The organism is Mesorhizobium sp. B2-3-10 (assembly GCF_006442275.1).
Taxonomy (GTDB): Bacteria; Pseudomonadota; Alphaproteobacteria; order Rhizobiales; family Rhizobiaceae; genus Mesorhizobium; species Mesorhizobium australicum.
In genome coordinates, this window is sequence record NZ_VFVT01000011.1 from 163,255 (window position 1) to 181,945 (window position 18,691).

The 18,691-nt window shown below is 63.0% G+C and carries 18 protein-coding genes and 1 pseudogene; 8 read left to right on the plus strand and 11 right to left on the minus strand.

Going from position 1 to position 18,691, the window contains the following annotated elements; all coding sequences use genetic code 11:
- The first annotated feature begins 26 nt into the window (after window positions 1–26).
- The 4 genes from FJ943_RS26970 (at window position 27) to FJ943_RS26985 (ending at window position 2,418) form a co-directional block, all read left to right on the plus strand.
- Window positions 27–449 (plus strand): NUDIX domain-containing protein, encoded by a 423-nt coding sequence (locus FJ943_RS26970; protein WP_140726430.1) that lies wholly within the window; start codon window positions 27–29, stop codon window positions 447–449.
- A 129-nt stretch (window positions 450–578) separates the two neighbouring features.
- The gene (locus FJ943_RS26975; RefSeq protein ID WP_015318555.1) at window positions 579–953 is read left to right on the plus strand and encodes a TIGR02301 family protein; all 375 of its coding nucleotides are present in this window, start codon (window positions 579–581) and stop codon (window positions 951–953) included.
- Between the two features lie 351 nt (window positions 954–1,304).
- Entirely contained in the window at window positions 1,305–1,562 is a 258-nt protein-coding gene (locus tag FJ943_RS26980) for a hypothetical protein (protein ID WP_015318556.1), read from the plus strand.
- A 70-nt stretch (window positions 1,563–1,632) separates the two neighbouring features.
- Window positions 1,633–2,418 carry a hypothetical protein gene (locus tag FJ943_RS26985; protein ID WP_181174647.1) on the plus strand — a complete coding sequence of 262 codons (786 nt, stop codon included), beginning with the start codon at window positions 1,633–1,635 and terminating at the stop codon, window positions 2,416–2,418.
- Between the two features lie 214 nt (window positions 2,419–2,632).
- Here the strand turns inward: FJ943_RS26985 and FJ943_RS26990 are convergent, their stop codons facing one another.
- On the minus strand, window positions 2,633–2,827 hold the full coding sequence (locus FJ943_RS26990; protein WP_015318558.1) for a hypothetical protein: 195 nt from the start codon (window positions 2,825–2,827) through the stop codon (window positions 2,633–2,635).
- A gap of 83 nt (window positions 2,828–2,910) precedes the next feature.
- Window positions 2,911–4,242 carry a dihydroorotase gene (locus FJ943_RS26995; protein ID WP_181174650.1) on the minus strand — a complete coding sequence of 444 codons (1,332 nt, stop codon included), beginning with the start codon at window positions 4,240–4,242 and terminating at the stop codon, window positions 2,911–2,913.
- A 76-nt stretch (window positions 4,243–4,318) separates the two neighbouring features.
- Here FJ943_RS26995 and FJ943_RS27000 point away from each other — a divergent pair, with 76 nt between their 5' ends.
- The 3 genes from FJ943_RS27000 (at window position 4,319) to FJ943_RS27010 (ending at window position 8,021) form a co-directional block, all read left to right on the plus strand.
- On the plus strand, window positions 4,319–5,179 hold the full coding sequence (locus tag FJ943_RS27000) for a folate-binding protein YgfZ (protein ID WP_015318560.1): 861 nt from the start codon (window positions 4,319–4,321) through the stop codon (window positions 5,177–5,179).
- A complete protein-coding gene (locus FJ943_RS27005; protein WP_015318561.1) occupies window positions 5,179–5,814 on the plus strand; it encodes an HD family hydrolase in 636 nt (211 codons plus the stop codon). The genes FJ943_RS27000 and FJ943_RS27005 overlap by 1 nt, the downstream gene beginning before the upstream one ends.
- Window positions 5,815–5,879: 65 nt before the next feature.
- A complete protein-coding gene (locus FJ943_RS27010; RefSeq protein ID WP_140726432.1) occupies window positions 5,880–8,021 on the plus strand; it encodes an EAL domain-containing protein in 2,142 nt (713 codons plus the stop codon).
- A 15-nt stretch (window positions 8,022–8,036) separates the two neighbouring features.
- Here FJ943_RS27010 and FJ943_RS27015 read toward each other — a convergent pair whose 3' ends face one another.
- Window positions 8,037–8,927: a fatty acid desaturase family protein gene (locus FJ943_RS27015; RefSeq protein ID WP_015318563.1), complete on the minus strand. Its 891-nt coding sequence runs from the start codon at window positions 8,925–8,927 to the stop codon at window positions 8,037–8,039.
- 111 nt (window positions 8,928–9,038) lie between these two features.
- Here FJ943_RS27015 and FJ943_RS27020 point away from each other — a divergent pair.
- A pseudogene (locus FJ943_RS27020) lies at window positions 9,039–9,953 on the plus strand (LysR substrate-binding domain-containing protein).
- A 15-nt stretch (window positions 9,954–9,968) separates the two neighbouring features.
- Here the strand turns inward: FJ943_RS27020 and FJ943_RS30075 are convergent.
- From FJ943_RS30075 to recO, 8 genes are all read right to left on the minus strand, one after another.
- Window positions 9,969–10,142 carry a DUF3303 family protein gene (locus FJ943_RS30075; protein ID WP_246671945.1) on the minus strand — a complete coding sequence of 58 codons (174 nt, stop codon included), beginning with the start codon at window positions 10,140–10,142 and terminating at the stop codon, window positions 9,969–9,971.
- Window positions 10,143–10,259: 117 nt separating this feature from the next.
- Entirely contained in the window at window positions 10,260–11,723 is a 1,464-nt protein-coding gene (locus FJ943_RS27030; protein ID WP_015318565.1) for a RimK family alpha-L-glutamate ligase, read from the minus strand.
- Window positions 11,723–12,820, minus strand: a complete 1,098-nt coding sequence (locus FJ943_RS27035; RefSeq protein ID WP_140618477.1) for a peptidase C39 family protein — start codon at window positions 12,818–12,820, stop codon at window positions 11,723–11,725. Before FJ943_RS27035 ends, FJ943_RS27030 begins: the two co-directional genes overlap by 1 nt.
- A gap of 208 nt (window positions 12,821–13,028) precedes the next feature.
- Window positions 13,029–13,820 (minus strand): anti-sigma factor, encoded by a 792-nt coding sequence (locus FJ943_RS27040; protein WP_140618479.1) that lies wholly within the window; start codon window positions 13,818–13,820, stop codon window positions 13,029–13,031.
- Window positions 13,817–14,335, minus strand: a complete 519-nt coding sequence (locus tag FJ943_RS27045; RefSeq protein ID WP_140726435.1) for an RNA polymerase sigma factor — start codon at window positions 14,333–14,335, stop codon at window positions 13,817–13,819. Before FJ943_RS27045 ends, FJ943_RS27040 begins: the two co-directional genes overlap by 4 nt.
- Before the next feature lie 161 nt (window positions 14,336–14,496).
- Window positions 14,497–17,244 (minus strand): DUF2339 domain-containing protein, encoded by a 2,748-nt coding sequence (locus FJ943_RS27050; protein WP_140726438.1) that lies wholly within the window; start codon window positions 17,242–17,244, stop codon window positions 14,497–14,499.
- An 82-nt stretch (window positions 17,245–17,326) separates the two neighbouring features.
- On the minus strand, window positions 17,327–17,845 hold the full coding sequence (locus FJ943_RS27055) for a PaaI family thioesterase (RefSeq protein ID WP_140726441.1): 519 nt from the start codon (window positions 17,843–17,845) through the stop codon (window positions 17,327–17,329).
- Window positions 17,842–18,618 carry a DNA repair protein RecO gene (gene recO, locus FJ943_RS27060; protein ID WP_140726444.1) on the minus strand — a complete coding sequence of 259 codons (777 nt, stop codon included), beginning with the start codon at window positions 18,616–18,618 and terminating at the stop codon, window positions 17,842–17,844. Before recO ends, FJ943_RS27055 begins: the two co-directional genes overlap by 4 nt.
- Window positions 18,619–18,691: the final 73 nt, after the last annotated feature.

Sequence of the window (18,691 nt, forward strand, 5' to 3'; positions counted from 1 at the left end):
GTCTCAAATGAGTTGATCAAGGATCGATGGACACAGCACGCAAGGTACTTCCGGCCGTTTCCGTAGCCGTCGTGCGCGGCGACACCGTACTCTTGGTCAAGCGGGCGCGTTCGCCCTCGCAAGGGCTCTACGCCTTTCCCGGCGGTAAGGTCGAAGCCGGCGAGACGCTGGAGGACGCGGCACGGCGTGAACTGATGGAAGAGACCGGCTTGCGCGCCGCCGGCTTTCGCCCGCTTCGGGAAATCCACATCGACGGCAGGTTAGACAGCCATCCGATCGATTATCTCCTCACGGTCTTCGGCGCCACCTATGCCGGTGGCGAGGCCGAGGCCAGCGACGACGCCGAGACAGCCGCCTTCTATACACTCAAGGAGATGACCCTGCTGCCGCTCGCCGGCTCGGTGTTCGCGGTCGCCGAGGAACTCCTCGGTCCCGTTCAAGCCCGCTGACGCAGCACTGAAAAACCGCCTTGCAGGCGACAAATTGTTTCGTCACAAGGCTTATGTTGTCTCGCCAGCCACGACGTCTCAGGCCATCAGGCAGACCACAAGGCCTAAGCCGTCAGGCAGAGAAGGTTTATGAACCGTCCGTCAGTGCTCCTTGCCATTTGCCTTGCCGTCAGCGCGGTCGTCCCGGCGCGGCCTGCCTTCAGTGCCGAGTCGCCGTTCGAGCCGGGGCTGATGCGATTGGCAGAAGTTCTTGGGTCGCTGCATTTCTTGCGCAATCTGTGCGGGGAGAAGGGCGACCAGTGGCGTGGCGAGATGGAAAAACTGCTCGATTCGGAAAACCCGGACCCAGAGCGCCGCGCCCGCTTCATCGCCAGCTTCAATCGCGGCTACCGTTCCTTCGGCACTTACACCCAGTGCACCGCTTCGGCCACTGAAGCCATCAGCCGTTACATGAAAGAAGGCGAGACGCTTTCGCGCGATATCGCCTCGCGGTATGGCAACTGAGCATTCATCAACAGATATCAGGCCCGCCGCCAGGGATCTCGATATATCCGGCTTGTCGCCGCCCACATCTTGGTGCAATTCTGATGTTGCACTTCTGCAACAGCGTTAATCAAACGTTATCACGCGAAGGCGCAATTAACTCAAACTGAAGGTTTTCGCCCCGCAGGCCAGCCTAATCGGCTAAGTTTGATCCGGGTTGAAACGCAGCTTCGCCAAACACAGTTGGCCCCTGTAAATGACGATCAAAAAAATGTCGTATTTACAGATACTTACTTGAAGCTGCCTATGAATGGAACAGATCAAGCCTGATCCACACTGATGGGTTGCCGCTTGGAAGGGTGGACATCGCTTATGGAACATGCTGCCAACGACATCGACGCGCTGGTCAGGGAAGAGAAGCGCCTGACGGCGGTTGAGAGCCACAGCGAAGCCTGGGCGGAAGGCCTCTCGGCCGGCATTGAGCCAGAAATCATCGCCGAGGCGGCCCTTGAGACGGCATTCGGTGAAATGTTGCGCGCCAACGGCGAAACCTCGGCCCTTGCCCTGCTCGACCGCATGCGCGAGAAGGTGATCGCAGGCGCCTTCGAACCTGAGCGGCTGCGGCACTGAACCGATATCAGGTTCTCTGACGATCGAATGCCGTTCGGGTGTCATGCCCGGAAGTAGGGAGATACGGGCAGTGAATTTTCCGATGTCAGGCAAGCCGAAGGGCTTGGGCCTCTACATCCGCCTCGCTGCTTGCTGTGCCGCGGTTGCCTTCACGACTTGCCTGGCCAGCAGTCCGGCTCAAGCGCTGAGCGAGATCAAACGCGAAGAGCTCCCCGCGCCAGCCACACCGTCGGAGGACGATGTTTCGCCGCCCGGAAGCGCGATTCCCATGCCTGACCCGGTGGGAACGCCGCCTTCGACAAGCCAGCCGGCCGCTCCCGACGCCGCTGAGCCGGACAGCCCATCGGATGGCGGCAGCAACAGGCCGCGTGTCAATCCCGAGGCACCTCTGCCGGAAGTCGTCTATGATCTCGGCAAGCTGCCCGAGCCCGTGCGGCGCATGCATGACTTGATCATCGAGGCCTGCAAGAGCGGCGACATCGAGAAGCTCAGGCCTTTGATCGGCAAGGGCGACAGCATGACCCAGCTGTCGCTGGCCGACATCGACGGCGACGCCATCACCTTCCTCAAGGGGCTGTCCGGCGACCCTGATGGCCAGGAGATCCTGGCCATTCTGGAGGAAGTGCTTTCCGCAGGCTACGTCCATGTCGATGCAGGCACGCCACAGGACCTCTATGTCTGGCCGTATTTCTTCGCGCTGCCGCTGGACAAGCTCGACGCCAAGCAACGGGTCGAGCTGTTCAAGATCGTCACCGCCGGCGATTTCGACGACATGAAGCAGTTCGGAGCCTACATCTTCTATCGCGTCGGCATTACGCCAGCCGGGCAATGGACCTTCTTCGTCGCCGGCGACTGAAGGCCCCCTGGTTGCGCCAGGATGCGAACAGCATCGTGGACGATGTTGCTATTTGAGCGGGCCGGCAGGTTTTGCACTGACGTCGGCATCCGGGCAAATGCGAATGCTTTCGTTTCGAAGAATCGAAATAGCACCGCTAGCGCACGCGACGTGTCCGGATTGATGTTGCAGATACGATGCAAAAAACAGCCCGGGAGGACAATTCAGCCGGCAGTCAGAAGGATACCTGACCGAATTCCCTGGCGAGATTCTGGATAAGCAATTTCTCGCGCGTCGTAAGCCGTGTCTGATCGACAAAGCGCCAATTGCGCTCGTACAACGCAAATGCTTCGTTGGCCGGGATCAGTCGCGCGACATCGCGATTCCACAGGAGCGCTTGCAGCTCTGGAAACTCGGCGGGGTCAATCATAGGCGCGACATGTGTCCGAATGATGCCTTGAACATAATGCGGAACGCTTAAAAATCAAAGACGTGACGCACAGCCACAGGTGGCTAACCCGGCAGCGCCTCGGAAAACTCCACCGCCGTGCCCTGGCCTGGCGTCACGATTTCGCCGTCCCACATAATGCGCTGACCGCGAATGACCGTGCCGACCGGCCATCCCGTGACCTGCTTGCCGTCATAGGGGGTCCAGCCGGCTTTCGTGCCGGCCTGCGCGTTGGTGATGGTCTCGCGCCGCTTCATGTCGACAATGGTGAAGTCGGCGTCATAGCCGGCGGCGATGCGGCCTTTTCTGGCCATGCCGAAGATGCGCTGCGGGCCATGGCTGGAGAGATCGACGAAGCGCTGCAGGCTCAGCCGGCCGGCGTTGACATGGTCGAGCATGATCGGCACCAGCGTCTGCACGCCGGTCATGCCCGACGGCGAGGCCGGATAGGGTTTTGCCTTCTCGGCCAGCGTGTGCGGCGCGTGGTCGGAGCCGAGCACGTCGACGATGCCTTGCGCTATGCCAAGCCAGACGCCGTCGCGATGGCGTTTGTCCCGCACCGGCGGGTTCATCTGGATCAGCGTGCCAAGCCGCGCATAGTCGTCGGCGCTCAGCGTCAGATGGTGCGGCGTGGCTTCACAGGTCGCAACATCCTTGTGCTGTTCGAGGAACAGGATCTCCTCGGCGGTCGAGATGTGCAGGACATGGATGCGGGCACGAACGGCGCGCGCGATGCGCACCAGCCGCTCGGTGCAGCGCAAGGCGGCGATCTCATCACGCCAGACCGGATGCGATGACGGATCGCCCTCGACGCGCTCGTCCAGGCGCTCGCGCAGCCGGAACTCGTCTTCCGAATGAAAAGCGGCGCGACGGCGGGTATTCCTCAGGATCGAGGCGACGCCTTCATCGTCCTCGACCAGCAGGTCACCGGTGGACGATCCCATGAAGACCTTTATTCCCGCAGCCCCCGGCAAACGTTCGAGCTCGCCGACGTCCCTGGCATTGTCGCGAGTACCGCCAACCCAGAAAGCAAAATCGCAATGCATGCGGCCGCTGCCGCGCCGGACCTTGTCGGCAAACGTTGCCTCGCTGGTGGTCAGCGGATTGGTGTTGGGCATTTCGAACACGGCGGTGACACCGCCCAGCACCGCGGCCCGCGAACCCGTTTCCAGGTCTTCCTTGTGTTCCAGTCCCGGCTCACGGAAATGCACCTGGCTGTCGACGACACCGGGCAGGATATGCAGGCCCCGGCAGTCGATCGTCTCGCCAGCCGATGCCTGGCGCAGATCGCCGATCGCGGCGATGCGCCCGCCCTTCACGCCGATGTCGCGTGGCCCCTCGCCGTCATGATTGACCACTATGCCGCCTGTCAGGATGAGGTCGTAGGTCATGGTGATGCTCTCTTGCGGGGGGAGTGTCAGCGGCTTACGTAATGGCCAACCGTTTTGCAAGATCAGGCTTTTAATCCGCCCCATGCCCTTTGCCCTGCTGAAAGACCGCGCGCTCATCACCGTCTCCGGCCCGGATGCCGAGCATTTTCTGCAGAACATCCTGACCACCGATCTCGATACGCTTGGCAATGGCGAGGCAAAGCCGGGCGCGCTTTTGACGCCGCAAGGCAAGATCCTGTTCGACTTCCTGATCTCACGGGCAGGCGAAAACGCCTTCCGCATCGAATGCCGTGCCGATATTTCAGACGATTTCATTCGCCGGCTGATGCTCTACAAGCTTCGCGCCAAGGTCGAGATTGCGAAGTCGGGACAGGCACTTGTCACTGTCGCCTGGGGAAAAGAGTCAATCGCCTCAGAAAGTGATTCAACCGCGCTTGCCGACAGGCGCTTTGGCGACGAAGGCGTCACGCGCTTCCATGCCGGCACCGCGGACGGTGGCGACATTGGCGCGTGGCAGGCCTTTCGCATTGCCCACGGCGTCGCCGAGAGCGGGGCCGACTATGCACTTGGCGATGCGTTCCCGCATGACGTGCTGCTCGACGAAATGGGCGGCGTCGGCTTCAAGAAGGGCTGCTATGTCGGCCAGGAGGTCGTCTCGCGCATGCAGCATCGAGGCACCGCCCGGCGGCGCGTGCTGATTGTCCAGGCTGGGCTTCCCCTGCCCTCTGCGGGTGCCGAGCTAACCGTCGGTGGGCGGCCGGTCGGCACGCTCGGCTCGAGTGCTACCGTGACAGGGCTCGCCATCGCCCGCATCGACAGGGTGAAGGCGGCGCTCGATGCCGGCCAGCCGATCCTGGCGGGTGACGTACCGGTGACGCTCATCATCCCCAGTTGGGCCAAATTCAGCTTTCCGCAGGAAATCGCCGGCGCGGAGGAAGCCTGATGGCGGCAGACCGCGCCGGTGCGCCGCCACGGGCATGGCAGCGTATGCTGTCCGGCCGCCGGCTCGACCTTCTCGACCCTTCGCCGCTCGACATCGAGATCTCGGACATCGCCCATGGGCTTGCCCGCGTCGCCCGCTGGAACGGCCAGACCAGCGGCGAGCACGCCTTTTCGGTTGCCCAGCATTCACTGCTGGTCGAGGCACTGTTCAACGAGCTGGTGCCCAAGGCTTCGGCCGACGACCAATTGGCGGCGCTGCTGCACGATGCGCCCGAATATGTCATCGGCGACATGATCTCGCCATTCAAGTCGGTGATGGGCGGCAGCTACAAGGACTGCGAAGTGCGCCTGCAGCGCGCCATCCATCTGCGCTTCTCGCTGCCGCCGGAACCGGGTGCGATCCTGCGCAAGGAGATCAAGCGCGCCGACCAGATCGCCGCCTATTTCGAGGCGACGCTGCTTGCCGGGTTTTCGACCGCCGAGGCGACCGAGTTCTTCGGCCGGCCGCGCGGTTTTTCCGCCGAGCGCTTCGACTTCGCGCCACGCTCGGTGACCTCAGCGCAGAATGCGTTCCTGAAGCGGTTTTCGGCGATCGAGAAGTCGCGGCATCACGTTCCGACGTCCGCGCTAGGATAGAAAACGCTAAATTAACCGGAAGCGTCAACAGTGTGGTGTTCGATCAAGCATCGCAGGGGCGCCTCATGCCCGTCGTGGATGTCAAGGGTGGTTCGGTCGTCCCGGAACGGGCGGCCGGAGGCATGGAACACCCGCGCCGCATGCAAGATGAGCTGCGCGAGCAGAACGAACGCTTTTCAGCTGCTGTCGAAAACATGTCGCATGGCCTGTGCATGTTCGACGCCGACGAGCGCATGATCATCTGCAACGGCAATTATATCAACATCTTCCGGCTCGACGCCAAAGTGGTACGGCCAGGCATTCGCTTCGTCGACATCCTGCGGCACAGCGTCGATATCGGGGTTGCCTCGCAAAGCGCCGAAGAACTCTACGCCATCCGCAAGCCCTATATCGACCAGGCAAAACCCTCAACTTACGAGGAGACGCTGTCTGACGGCCGCATCATCAACATCTCGCACCGTCCGCTTGCCCTGGGTGGATGGGTTTCGATCTACGAGGACATCACCGAAAAGCGGCGCGCCGAGCAGGATCTCAAGGAGCAGCATCGCCGTTTCGACGCGGCACTCGCCAACATGTCGCAAGGCCTGCTGATGTACGACGCCGACGGCAAGATGATTGTGCGCAACAGGCGTTTTCTGGAGCTCTATAACGTCACTGCGGAGGACTTCCCGCTTGGAACGACGCACCGCAACGCACTCGAACGATTGCTGGAACTCGGCATCTACATGAAGATCGACGTCGACAGCGAAGTCGCCAAAACCGAAGCCTGTCTGGCGGCGGCAAAGACGCATTCGGCCTACCGGCATCTGACCGACGGCAGGACGGTTCTGGTCACACGCCGGCCGATGAGCGGCGGCGGTTGGGTGGTGACTTTCGACGACGTGACCGAGCGCCGCCGGACCGAAGAGCGCATGACCCATCTTGCGCATCACGACACGCTGACCGGACTGCCCAACCGCTCGAAGTTTCGCGAACGGCTCGATCTTGCGCTGGAGGACGCGGCAGCCAAGCCGTTGGCGATCTTCTCGCTCGATCTCGACCGCTTCAAGGCGGTCAACGACACCTGGGGACACCCCGCAGGCGACTGGCTGCTGAGAAGCGTAGCCGAGAGGTTGCGGCATTGCGTCCGCAACGAAACAGACATCGTCGCCCGCTTCGGCGGCGACGAGTTCGTCGTCATGCAGTTCCATTTCAAGGGCATTGGCGATGCCGAAAAACTGGCAAAGCGCATCGTCGAAGCAATCGCAAAACCATTTAGAGACAAGAGCCGGGACATGCATGTCGGCATCAGCATGGGCATTGCCGTTTTCCCCAACGACGGCAGGGACGCCGACACGCTGCTGAAAAACGCGGATACGGCGCTCTACCGGGCGAAGAGCGAAGGACGAAACCTGTATCGCTTCTTCGAGCCCGGAATGGATGCTGTCGTGCAGGCCCGCAGGGCGCTTGAAGTGGACCTCGAGGCAGCACTGCCGCGCCAGGAGTTCGATCTCCATTTCCAGCCCATCATGAACATCACTTCCGGCGAGATCACCGGCGCGGAAGCCTTGATGCGCTGGCATTCACCAGGGCGTGGCACTGTCGCGCCGGACGACTTCATCCCGGTCGCCGAAGAGACCGGGCTGATCGTGCCGCTCGGCGAGTGGGCGCTGAGGAAAGCCTGCGCAGAGGCCGCAAGCTGGCCACCCGGCCTACGCATTGCGGTCAATGTCTCGGCCGTGCAGCTCAAAAGCAACGGGTTTGCCCGCGGGGTGATCTCGGCGCTGGCTTTTTCCGGCGTTCCGGCTGGACGGCTGGAGCTGGAGATCACCGAAACCGTGCTGATGGACGAAAGCAAGGCCGTGCTGAAAACGCTGCGCCAGTTGCGTGAGCTCGGCATCCGCATCGCCCTGGACGATTTCGGCACCGGCTATTCCTCGCTCGGCTACCTCAGGCGTTTTCCGGTCGACAAGATCAAGATCGACCGATCATTCATTCGCGACATGGGCAACCGCGACACGGCGGCCATCGTTCGGACCATCATCGGGCTGGGTGCCGAGCTTGGCATCGTCGTCACGGCCGAAGGCGTCGAGACGGAGGCGCAACTCGACATGCTGCGCGACAATGGCTGTGTCGAGGCGCAAGGCTATCTGATCGGCGTGCCGTCAAAGCCGGCCGACATCCAGCGCCTGCTGAAGTCGCGTACGACACGCAGCCAGACCGGCTGATGACGTCAGCGCAAGTCAGCGCAGCGTTTCCAGGTATTTCTCATGGAAGCTGACATAGCCGGGCTCGACCACCTTCAGATGCCGCTCGATCAGCGCATGAAACCGCGGTAATTGGTGAAACGGAACGCCGGGATAGGCATGATGCTCGGCATGGAACGGCATGTTCCAGGCGAGCTTGCGCACCCCCCAGCTGGTCAGCGTCGTCCTGGTGTTTTCCAGCATGTTGGCCACCAGCGGGCAACGACCGTGCTCGGCCAGCAGATAGAGGCGCAGGAATGGCTGTCCGAGCAGAGCGGGAATGATCCAGACATAGAAAAGCACGGTGAGCCGGAAATAGACGGCGAGCAGAATGAGGACAGCGTAGAAGGCAATCATGGCGCGCGCCTCGGCCCGCACCTTGCGTCGGCCTTTCAGCGGTACATAGCTCTCCTGACTACCGCCAATCGCATTGGCGTAGAGTGTCTTGAGATGGCCCCACCACACCGGAAGCCCAGAGACGTGGACAATGTATTGCCGCAGGGTTTCGGGCTTCGGGGAGGCAAGCTCGGGGTCGTTTTCGGGATCCTGCGTGTACCGGTGGTGAGCGAAATGGAAGTAGCGGAACCAGTCGGCCGGCAGCGCGATGGCCAGGCTGCACAGCCGCGCCACGCCGTCGTTCAGCCACTGTGTTTCGAAAGCCGTGCGGTGCGCCGTCTCATGCAGCAGCGTGAACAGGAACACGATCAGGATGCCTTGCGGCAGCATCAGCAACGGCCAGAATGGGACCTCGGCCGCGATCAGTGATCCAATGAAGATAATCGCACCCAAGTGAGTGCAGAGCTGGAACAGGCCCGCAACATCGGACTTGGCCGTCAGGCGATTGCGCTCTTCCGGTGTCAATGAGGCGATAATGTCGCGATGGTCCATCGGCTTCGATCCATGCTGAAGAATGATGAAGCCATTCTAGTCGACGAAAAAGCTTTCCAGAAACGACGATTTCTGCGATTTAGATAAGCTTACCTTACCTATCTAGCGATCATGGCCACATCCCCATCCCTGAAAGGACTTCAGGCTTTCGAGGCCGCAGCGCGCACGGGCAGCTTTACCGCGGCGGCGGAAGAGCTTTCGGTTTCGGCCGCCGCCGTCAGCCAGCTTATCCGCACCGTGGAGGTGCAGATGGAACGCAAGCTGTTTCACCGGATCAACCGCCGCGTTGTCCTCACCGAGGCCGGCGTGGAAATGCTGCCTCGGCTGACCGTGGCCTTCCAGGAGATCGGCAGCGTCTCGCGCGAACTGGGCGCCGATGCATTCCGCCCGCGCCTGGTGGTGTCGGTGCCGCCATCCATGGCCATGGGCTGGCTCTCGCAGCGCCTCGCCGGCTTTGTCGCAAGCCACGGCGCCGCCGACATATCGCTTCCGGGGCGATGACGACCCGGTGTCGTTCGACCGCGAGTTGATCGACATCAGGCTTTCCTATGGCCCGCATTATCGCGAGCACCCGACCGAGGAGATCGCCCGGGACGCCGTCTATCCCGTCTGCGCGCCAGGGCTTGCCGGCATCACCAAGGCGGGGGGCGAGCCGCTCGCCGGGCTGCCGCTCATCCACACCGACTGGGGGCCGACAGGCGCATCGTTTCCGTCCTGGCCCAACTGGTTCGAGGCCGAGGGTGCTCACCCTGGCCGAGCGGCACGGCGCGGCCTTTCGGCCAATTCATCGCGCGCGGCCCTCGACCTCGCCATTTCGGGATTGGGCGTGGCGCTGGCGCAAGGGGTCTATTGTGCCGAAGCGGTGGAGGACGGCAGGCTGGTCCGGCCGGCGGCGCGATTGCATTGCGCCAGCCCTATTGCCTGACGGTTCCAGAGCGAAGCGCAAGCCGCGATGTCGTGGCCGCGTTCCGCGATTGGCTGGTCAACCAATGCCAGCGCGCGGTTGGCTCGCCGGCGCTGCGCTGACCGGGAGGGAGATGGTCAGAGGTGCCCGCTCAAGGCCGCCACCATGTCCTTGCTGGTCGCCACGGGCACGATCTCGAACTCGACCAGATCAGCCCATTCGATGACCCAGCGCTGCAGCGACGTGACATCATCGGTCTCCACCAGCAGGAAACAGCGGCTCATGTCAGCCGCGATCCAGCTGTGATGCACGACAAGCTCCTCCGGCTTCAGGCGGCCCCGGTCGCGCGGAACCGGCGGTAGATTTCCTTGCGGTCGCAGCCGGTGAAATCCTCGATGACGATGAACTGCATATTTCCCCTCGGATGATTACCGCCCCGGCCGATCGAGCCGCTCCAGGAACCACTGCGTCAGCCGCACCCAGACCTCGTCCTTCTCGCCGGAATCCTCCCAGCCGTGATCGAGGTTTGGATTGTCGTTGACCTCGATGACGAAGACGCCGTCCTTGGTCTCCTTGAGGTCGACGCCGTAGAGGCCGTCGCCGATGCAGCGCGCCGCCTTGACGGCGGTCTCGACGACATGGGCCGGCGTCTCCTTCAGCGTGAAGGTCTTGATGCCGCCTTGGTCGGGCTTGCCATTGGCCTTGTGGTTGACGATCTGCCAATGTTTCTTGGCCATCAGATAATGCACGGCAAACAGCGGCTGGCCACCGAGCACGCCGACACGCCAGTCATATTCGGTCGGGATGAATTTCTGCGCGATGAGAAGGTCGGAATCCTCCAGCCATTCGGTCGCGAGCCGCGTCAGTTCCTCCAGGGTCTCGCATTTCTTGACGCCGCGCGAGAAGGACGAATCGGGGATCTTCAACACTAGGGGAAAACCCAGCGTCTGTGCGGCCAATTCGAGGTCAGAGGTGCCGGCGATCATCACTGTCGGCGGCACCGGCACCTTGTTGTAGGCCATCAGTTCGTTGAGATAGACCTTGTTGGTGCAGCGGATCATGGACAGCGGGTCGTCGATGACCGGCATGCCTTCCTGCTGGGCGCGGCGAGCGAAGCGGTAAGTATGGTTGGAGATCGAGGTGGTCTCGCGGATGAACAGTGCATCGTAATTCGCGAGCTTGGCCAGATCTTTTCTGGTGATCGGCTCGATTTCGACCCCCATCTTTTCGGCGATCTTGGCCCAGTAGCGCAGCGAAGAGATTTCCGAAGGCGGCAATTCCTCATGCGGATCGACCAGCGTGGCGAAGGTGTAGCGCGCCGGCGTGCGGCCCTTGGTGTCGCGCCACTCGCGGTTGGTGTAGGTCTCCAGGCACTGGATGAAGCTTTTTTCCTCGTCCTCCGTCATCCGAGCCAGGGGGTGGAAGCCGATCTTGCGGATCGAAGCCCATTCGGCGCTGTCCTTGATATGGACTTCGAGCGCCGGCGCCCGGAACCAGTCGAACAACAGCTTGGCGAAACGGTCCCAGACCTTGGACGGGCCGATGCCGAAGAAGATGCAGACCTTCGCCGGAAATACACCGCCGAGATCCTTGCGGCATTTGTTGAGCGCCAGTTCCAGTTCCGGCAAGGCGTGCTCGTAGAGCTTGCGCTCCGATAGGTCGATCATCGTCTCCACAGTCGGGATGACCTTGTGGCCGCGCGAACTCGCCAGCAGCGAGGCATAGTAGCCGCGGCTCTGATAGCCGTAGTTGTTCGACAGGTTGATGACCTTAGGCCGCTGACCGCGAAACAGCGAGGGATGCGCGAGATAGTCGCGATTGGTGATGATCTTGTGCGGCGTCGCCACCTGGTCGAGATCGCTCTGCCTGCCGGTAAGAATGACCCAGGTCATTATCTCTTTCCCAAAGTGATGGCGGCACGCAGTCCGTCGCGGCCGAACTGCGCCATGTTCATGAAGATGCCGTAAGGCACGGGAATGTTGGCGGCATCAAGGATGGTTTCCTGCCTTTCATCCTCGACCCACGGATCGTGGATCAGAATATGATCGCCATCATCGCCGATGGCCAGCACCCAGTGCGGCACCTTCTTGCCGAACATCAGGAAGCCGCTGATCAGCACCAGCACCAGTTTGCCCCCGGCGAGAGCCGCCCTGATATCGTCGATGGTGAATGGACGGTAATTCACCGGGATGCCGTAAAGTTCCGCGCGGCGGCGAAAGTCGACCTGTGCCAGTTCCATGACCCGGCGCTTGTCCTCGCTGCGCACCGATTGCAGGAACAATGCGCCGTAGAAGGAAACGTAAACCTCCGCCGCAAGCCCGCTTTCGTAGCCCGAGACAGCCAGGCCGAATGGTTCGCAGCCGCCCGGTCCTGACATCATGAAGACGGTCGTTGCCTCGCGCCAGAGTCGGATTTCCATCACCGGGTCGGGCACGAAGCCACGATCGAAATTGGCCATGGCCATCATCAGGCAGCATGGACCGCAGGTGAACTCGCAGGTCTGCTGATAGAATGGCACCCTGGTGGCGACCGGAAGGTCGCCGCGCAGGGTTTTTTCATAGCGCAGTGCCGTCGCGCCGTCCTCGTAATAACCGGGCTCGCGGCCAATCTTGCGGTAGCCGGCCTGTTCATAGATGCTGATGGCACGGCCATTGTCCTCGCGCACTTCGAGACGCAGCATCATGCGGTCGTGTTCGAAGGCTGCCTCTTCGGCCGCGGCCAGCAATTGCCGGCCTATGCCGAGCCCGCCGAAAAACGGTCCGACGGCGATCGAATAAAGCCGTGCTACCCCACTGCCCTTGCGAAACAGCACGATCGCATAACCGCCGACGCGGCCATCGATTTCGGCGACCAGCGTCTCGGCGGTCTCGCGCTCGATGAACAGGCGGAAGGAGCGGCGGGAAATGCGGTCGCTCGAGAATACAGCTTTCTCGATGGCGGCGAGGTCATCGACGTCAGACGCGCGGGCCGTGCGGATCTCGGCAGGCATGCGGCTTGAGAAAACCTCGATTGCGTTGCGGCAACGTCCCCGGTCGAAAAGCGTCGCAAACACCGGCCGAAGCGCCGGTATTCATCAAGCGCTATCGCTCCTTGATTAGGGCCGAATTGTGACACTTTCCGCGACGGCAGGGAAGCTGACAAGCTTTGAACGGAATCGCTGTTTTCATGCCAGCCGACCGCGCAAGATCGCAGCCGGCTCAGCTGGAGAGACCGGCCAGAAGCTGGCCATACGCGCTCTTGGCCACGGCCGCCAACTGCTCGCGCGGCAGCGAACCAACGACGGCACAGCCATAGCCTTTATCCAGCCAGTAGACGGCCTGCGGACCGTCCTGCGCCGAAGCATAGGTGCCCTTGGCATTCTCGGTCGATTCCGCCGTCACGAAGAGGGATATGCGCTCGCCCTTATCGTCTTCGTAGAGCAGCATCGCGGCCTTGCTTTCCCCCGCCGGCAGCAACCGGCCGCCAACCAGTTGGAAGCCGTTCGCGCTCAGGTCCGGTGCCACCAGTTTCAGGCCGACCCGACTGGACAGCCAGGTCTGCAGATGATCCTTGTCGCTGGCCGGCACTTCCACCGCGTGCCGCTTCTCGGCGGCATAAATGACATGGGCGGCGATCGCTTGTTCGGCGAGCTGATCCTCCGCCGGATCCTCCTGCCCGATCCCTCCGATACCCGCAAAGTAGCCGCCAAATCCGCCCGTGGCGAGAAGCACGGCCGCGGCGGCGGCAAGCCACCAGCGTGAGCGTCGCACTGCTGCCTTAACAGGCGCTTCACCGAGCACCACCTTGCGCAAGCGCACTGGCACCACCTCGTCCAGCACGCCGGCGAAGGCCGAGCGCAACGCCTCCCGGTCGGCGGTGAAGCGGGCGCTCCTGGCCTTCATCTCGGGATTGGCGTCGAGCCAGGCATCGTAGGCGGCGCGCTCATCGGCCGGCAGTTCGCCGTCGAGCGCCATATGGATGTCCCGTTCGGAAAAATCGCGGCGGATCATTTCTCGACGATCCTTATGGCGCGGCGGCGCGCTGTGTCGTCCAGCAGCCCGCGCAATTCCTCACGCCCCCGCGCGATGCGCGACATCAGCGTGCCGGCGGGAACACCCAGAATGTTGGCAGCCTCGGCATAGGAAAAGCCTTCTATGGCAACCATGACGATGGCCGCGCGGCGATCGGGGCTGATCGCCTGCAACGCGTCGATGATCTCGCGCGAAGCGATGCCCTCCAACTGTTCGGGCGGCTGGGCAACCGCCTCGCCCGCCTCCAGCGGCAGCATCGCCGCTTCGCCGCGGCGGTTCACCTTGCGCATCTGGTCGATGAACAAATGATGCATGATCGTAAACAGCCACCTCCTGGGGCTTTCTCCCGTCTGCCAGTTGTCGAGCCGCAACAGCGCACGCTCGAGGCAGTCCTGAACGAGGTCGTCGGCAGCATCACGGCCGCGCAGAAGCGAGCGTGCGTAGCGGCGCAGGCGCGGTATTTCACCAAGGATTGCTGCCTTTTTTTCGTCCATGACCGCTGGTTCTGAGGTCGCCCTTGTTGATCCGATAGAACGCGCCTTCCCGGCACGGCGCAAGCAGCCAGCGCGAAGCGGTCCACCGCTCCGGTCACCCAAGCAATGAGATAACGCCGGCGGATGCCGGTTTATTCCCGCGCAGCGTTGAATTCCGGCTATTATTGTTCGCCGGCCGGCAATTTCTCCTTTGCCGCCCGCGTCAGCAGCCGCTGGTAGAACAGGCCGATGCCGATCAGAACGGCACCGAGCCCGATAAAGGACAGCGCCCTGAGCACACCTTCCAGTTCCGACATGTCGAACAGGAAGACCTTCAGGACGGCCACCGCGATCAGCGCGGCGGAGGCGATGCGCAGTACCTGCGATTTCAGCCAGACGCCAGCCGTGAGCAGCGCCACGCCGATAACCAGCCAGAGCGCCGAATAGGTATAGGTCTCCAACTGCCCAAGGCCGCTCCACATGCCGATGAACTCGCCCTTGAACAGGCGCCTGACCGAGAGCGTGGCATAGGCGAAGGCAAGCAGCGCCGCCATCAGCGCCAGCATGGCCGAATACCATTTCGGCCGCTTGCCCCTGCTATAGAGCGCTAGAGCACCGGCGGCGACGGCCGGCAGGAGATAGGCGAGGAACAAGAGGTTGAAGACCGGTATCCGGCCGGTCGATTCGTCCGTGAACAACGGATTGAGCACCAGGAAATGCTGGATGACGATGAAGGCGGCCGAAAGCACGCCCACCGCCATCGAACCATAGCGCAGCACCGAGCTTGGCGATCGCCTGTCGATGGCGATCAGGATGGCGCCGGCACCGATAGCGATCAGCGTGTAGATCGCCTGTTCGGCGAGCGTCGGCGCATCGCTGTTGATGACGCCGCCATGCATTGCGTGACGCACCAGCATGGCGAGCGTCAGCAGCGCAAACAGTGCCGCCGCCGCTTCCATGGCCAGGCGTGGACGGCCATCGGTGGTGCGGGCGAGTTGCCAGGCCGCGAAGCCGAAGGCGAGCGCCGGCACGCCGTAGCCCGGCAGCAACCAGTTGAAGACCGGCGTCGTCGCCAGGAATTCGGATCCGACGATCGTCGGATCGAAGGCGGCGCGGCCAAGCACCGCGATGACAGCGGCGACCGAAATCCAGCCGAGCACAGGATAGGAGCGCCAGCGCGTGGCGAGCGCCGGCACGATCGCGGCGGCACCAAGCAGGATGGTGGTCCAACCGGAATCAAAGGCCATATGCAGCATCAGGAGGCCGGCGACTGCCGCGCCGCCCAAAACAAACGACACTGCGGCTCCCCCCTTGAGCGGCGGTTCCTCAGCCCGCGCGATCCACTCGCCGCCGGCGGCGAAGACCAGGACCAGCAGGGCCGCGACGGCGGCATAGACAAAGTCGCGGTCGAGATTGCCGAAGGTGAACCAGAGCGCCAGCAGGACGACCAGCGGCACGATGACACCCCATGCAGCCCAAGAGGCTGCTCGGATCCGCGCCGTGGCGGCGAAGCGGCGCGCGGCCCACAAACCAGCGGCGACGAAAACAAGACCGAGACCAATACCGATACGCAAGCTCAGCGCGTCAGCGGTGGCCAAGGGCACCCCATCAACACCCAAAGCGCCGCCCGAAAAGTCGGAAGCGATAGACGTTGGCGGGATGATGCCGAGATAGATCAGCACCGTCACCAGTCCCGCGCCATAAAGCAGTGGCAGCGCCAGTGGGCGGTAGAGCGCGACCGCTATCATCACGACAAGCAGCACCGCGCCCGGCAAAGCATCACCGGCAGCGGCGAAGACCGGGTCAACCGAGAGGCCAAGCGCCGAGAAGGCGACGAACAGTCCAGGCACGATGGATGGCCAGTCGAAAGTCCCTGCTAGCCCGGTGTCGCCGCCACGGCTGCTCAGCCAGACAAGGGCAAGCACAGCCAGCGTTACAGCGTCGATGAGCAGTATGGCGGAGAAGTTCGCGCCCGGTGCGTCGGTCATGTAGAGGATGGTCCAGACGCCGGTACCGAAAAAAGCGGCCGCCATCAGCGTCTTCCAGTCGCGCATGCGGGCGATCACGCCAGTGGCGGCGAGCACGATGGCGAGATAGCCGAACAACGCCCACGGATTGGGCGCCTGCGAAGCGATCAGCACCGGCGTCACCATGGCGCCGACGAGACCGATGCCGGCCAGCGCCTGGCCATGGACGAGAGCGGCGGCAATGGTCGCAACGCCGATCGCACCGAGCAGCGTGAAGGCAAGCGCCGGGCCGATAAAGCCGTAAATGCCATGGGCGGCATAGACGGTGCCGAACAGGATGAAGGCGCCGGCCGCGGTCAGGATCGCCGGAATATAGGCGCCGGCAATACCTTGCACCGGTACCTTGAAGCCGGTGCGGCGAATGAACTGGCCGCCGGCGATCAGCACCAACCCGAGCACCGCCGCCATGGTGAGCCGCACGCCGGGTCCGAAAATGCCGGCCTCGATGGTGTAGCGGATCAGGAACAAGCCGCCCAGAGCCAGCGCAATGCCGCCGACCCAGACCGCCCAACGCGTGCCGAGCGCGGTTTCAACGTCGGACTGGCGAGCGGCTTTGGCGACCGCGGCCGGCGCGACCTCTGGCGTTTTCGGTGTGATCTCGGGGGCGCTCCAAGGGCCGGGCCCTCCGGCCGGGATTTCCGCCTCCGTGGCCTGTAGCGCGGGAGCCGGCTCGCCGGTTGCTGCCGGGGCGATGTCGGCAGGCCTGGCCACCGGAGCCGTGTCGGCCCTGCCCTGCGCCGCCTCCAGTTCCGACGGCTTGACCGTGGGCGATACCGCGCCCGAAAGCACGAGGCTGCGCAGTGCGCCAAGTTCGCGCTCGATCAGACCGATGCGGCCCTGCTGACGCGAAATGATGACGAACAAGGCAATGATGGCGACGAGGCCGATCAGGCTCTCAAACATGGCGGTTCCCCCAAACCAGGCCAGTTTTCACTGACGCTTCATCTCACTGACATTGAAATACGGCGGCTAAACGGCTGAAAATTCAACGTGCCGCCAGATTGGCGGCTGGAAATATCGAACATGTCTCGGTACCGAAAGCCAGCAGCTTGCCGCCGGCATCCTTCAGCGTCGCTTCCGAAACGGCAAGCGTGCGGCCCTTGTGAACCACCTTGCCTTCGCAGACAACCTCACCGGTCCTGGGCGTGATCGGCCGCGTCAGGTTCACCTTGAACTCCGCAGTCGTGTAAGCCTCGCCCTTGTCGAGCAGGGTCTGCACCGCGCACGCCAACGCCGAATCGAGGAGCGTCGCCGCCCAGCCGCCGTGAACGGCTCCCAGCGGGTTGAGGTGGCGTTCGTTCGGCACGCCCCGGAACACGGCGCGACCTTCCGATACTTCGGTCAACGCGAAGCTGAGCTGGAAGGAGATCGGTGGTGCCGGGTATTTGCCGTCGACGATTCGCTGCAGCAATTCCAGGCCGGTGTATTTCAGGATGTCGGCATGAGGAATGGTGCCGAGGCCGAGCGGCGAGACCCGGCCCGGATAGAGTTCGACTTCGCTCATCGGCTGATTTCTCCGGCCGCGCTCTCTCCGGCGATGGGCTTCTGCGTTGCGTGGTGCTTGCGCAGTGCGGCCAGAAAGCCGGCGCGTGCATCGGGCTGATCGATGCCGCGCGGCTCGTAGACGTGACGGGTGAAGAAGAAGCCGGTCAGGCGGAAGGCGTCCGCGATCGCCGCATGATTGGCGCGCTGGCCGGAGCCGCGCTGCAGGAAGGCGGGCAGCACCAGCATCTTGTCGTGCCACGGAGCGCCGGCCCCGCGCGACACCGCGCGTCCGGATTTAGGCGAGACATAGGCCAGATCCTGCCTCGTGCCGGTGGCGGCGCATTGGCTGAGATCGAGGCCAAAGCCGAGTTCATCAAGGATCAGAAGCTCGAAGCGCGCCACCAATTCGCCGGCGGCATCTGCGTCGTCGAGATGAACGATCATCACCGAAAGCGCCTCGTAGAGGCCGCCATGGGCATCGCGCTCGGGCAGCAGGCGCAGATGCGCCGCCATCGTCTGAAGGCCGTAGACGGCAATGGCACTGTCCATCAGCCGGGCGGCGTTCATCTCGATGGCTTCGGCCTGGAAAGTGCCCAGGTGCTCGTCGAGGCGCGCGCGCCACAAGAGATCGACACGATTGCCTGGCTGGAGAACGGGCTGCTGCTTGCGCGAGCGGCCACCGCGCACGAGGCCGAGATGGCGGCCATGGGCGCGCGTCATCACCTCGAGAATGGCGCTGGTTTCGCCATGCCTGCGGGTGCCGAGAATGATTCCCTCGTCGCGCCATTCCATATCAGGAGCTTTTCACCGATCGGGTGGCGAAATCAAGGTATGGTCTGGCGCCTGTGCCGGCTCTCGCAACGAG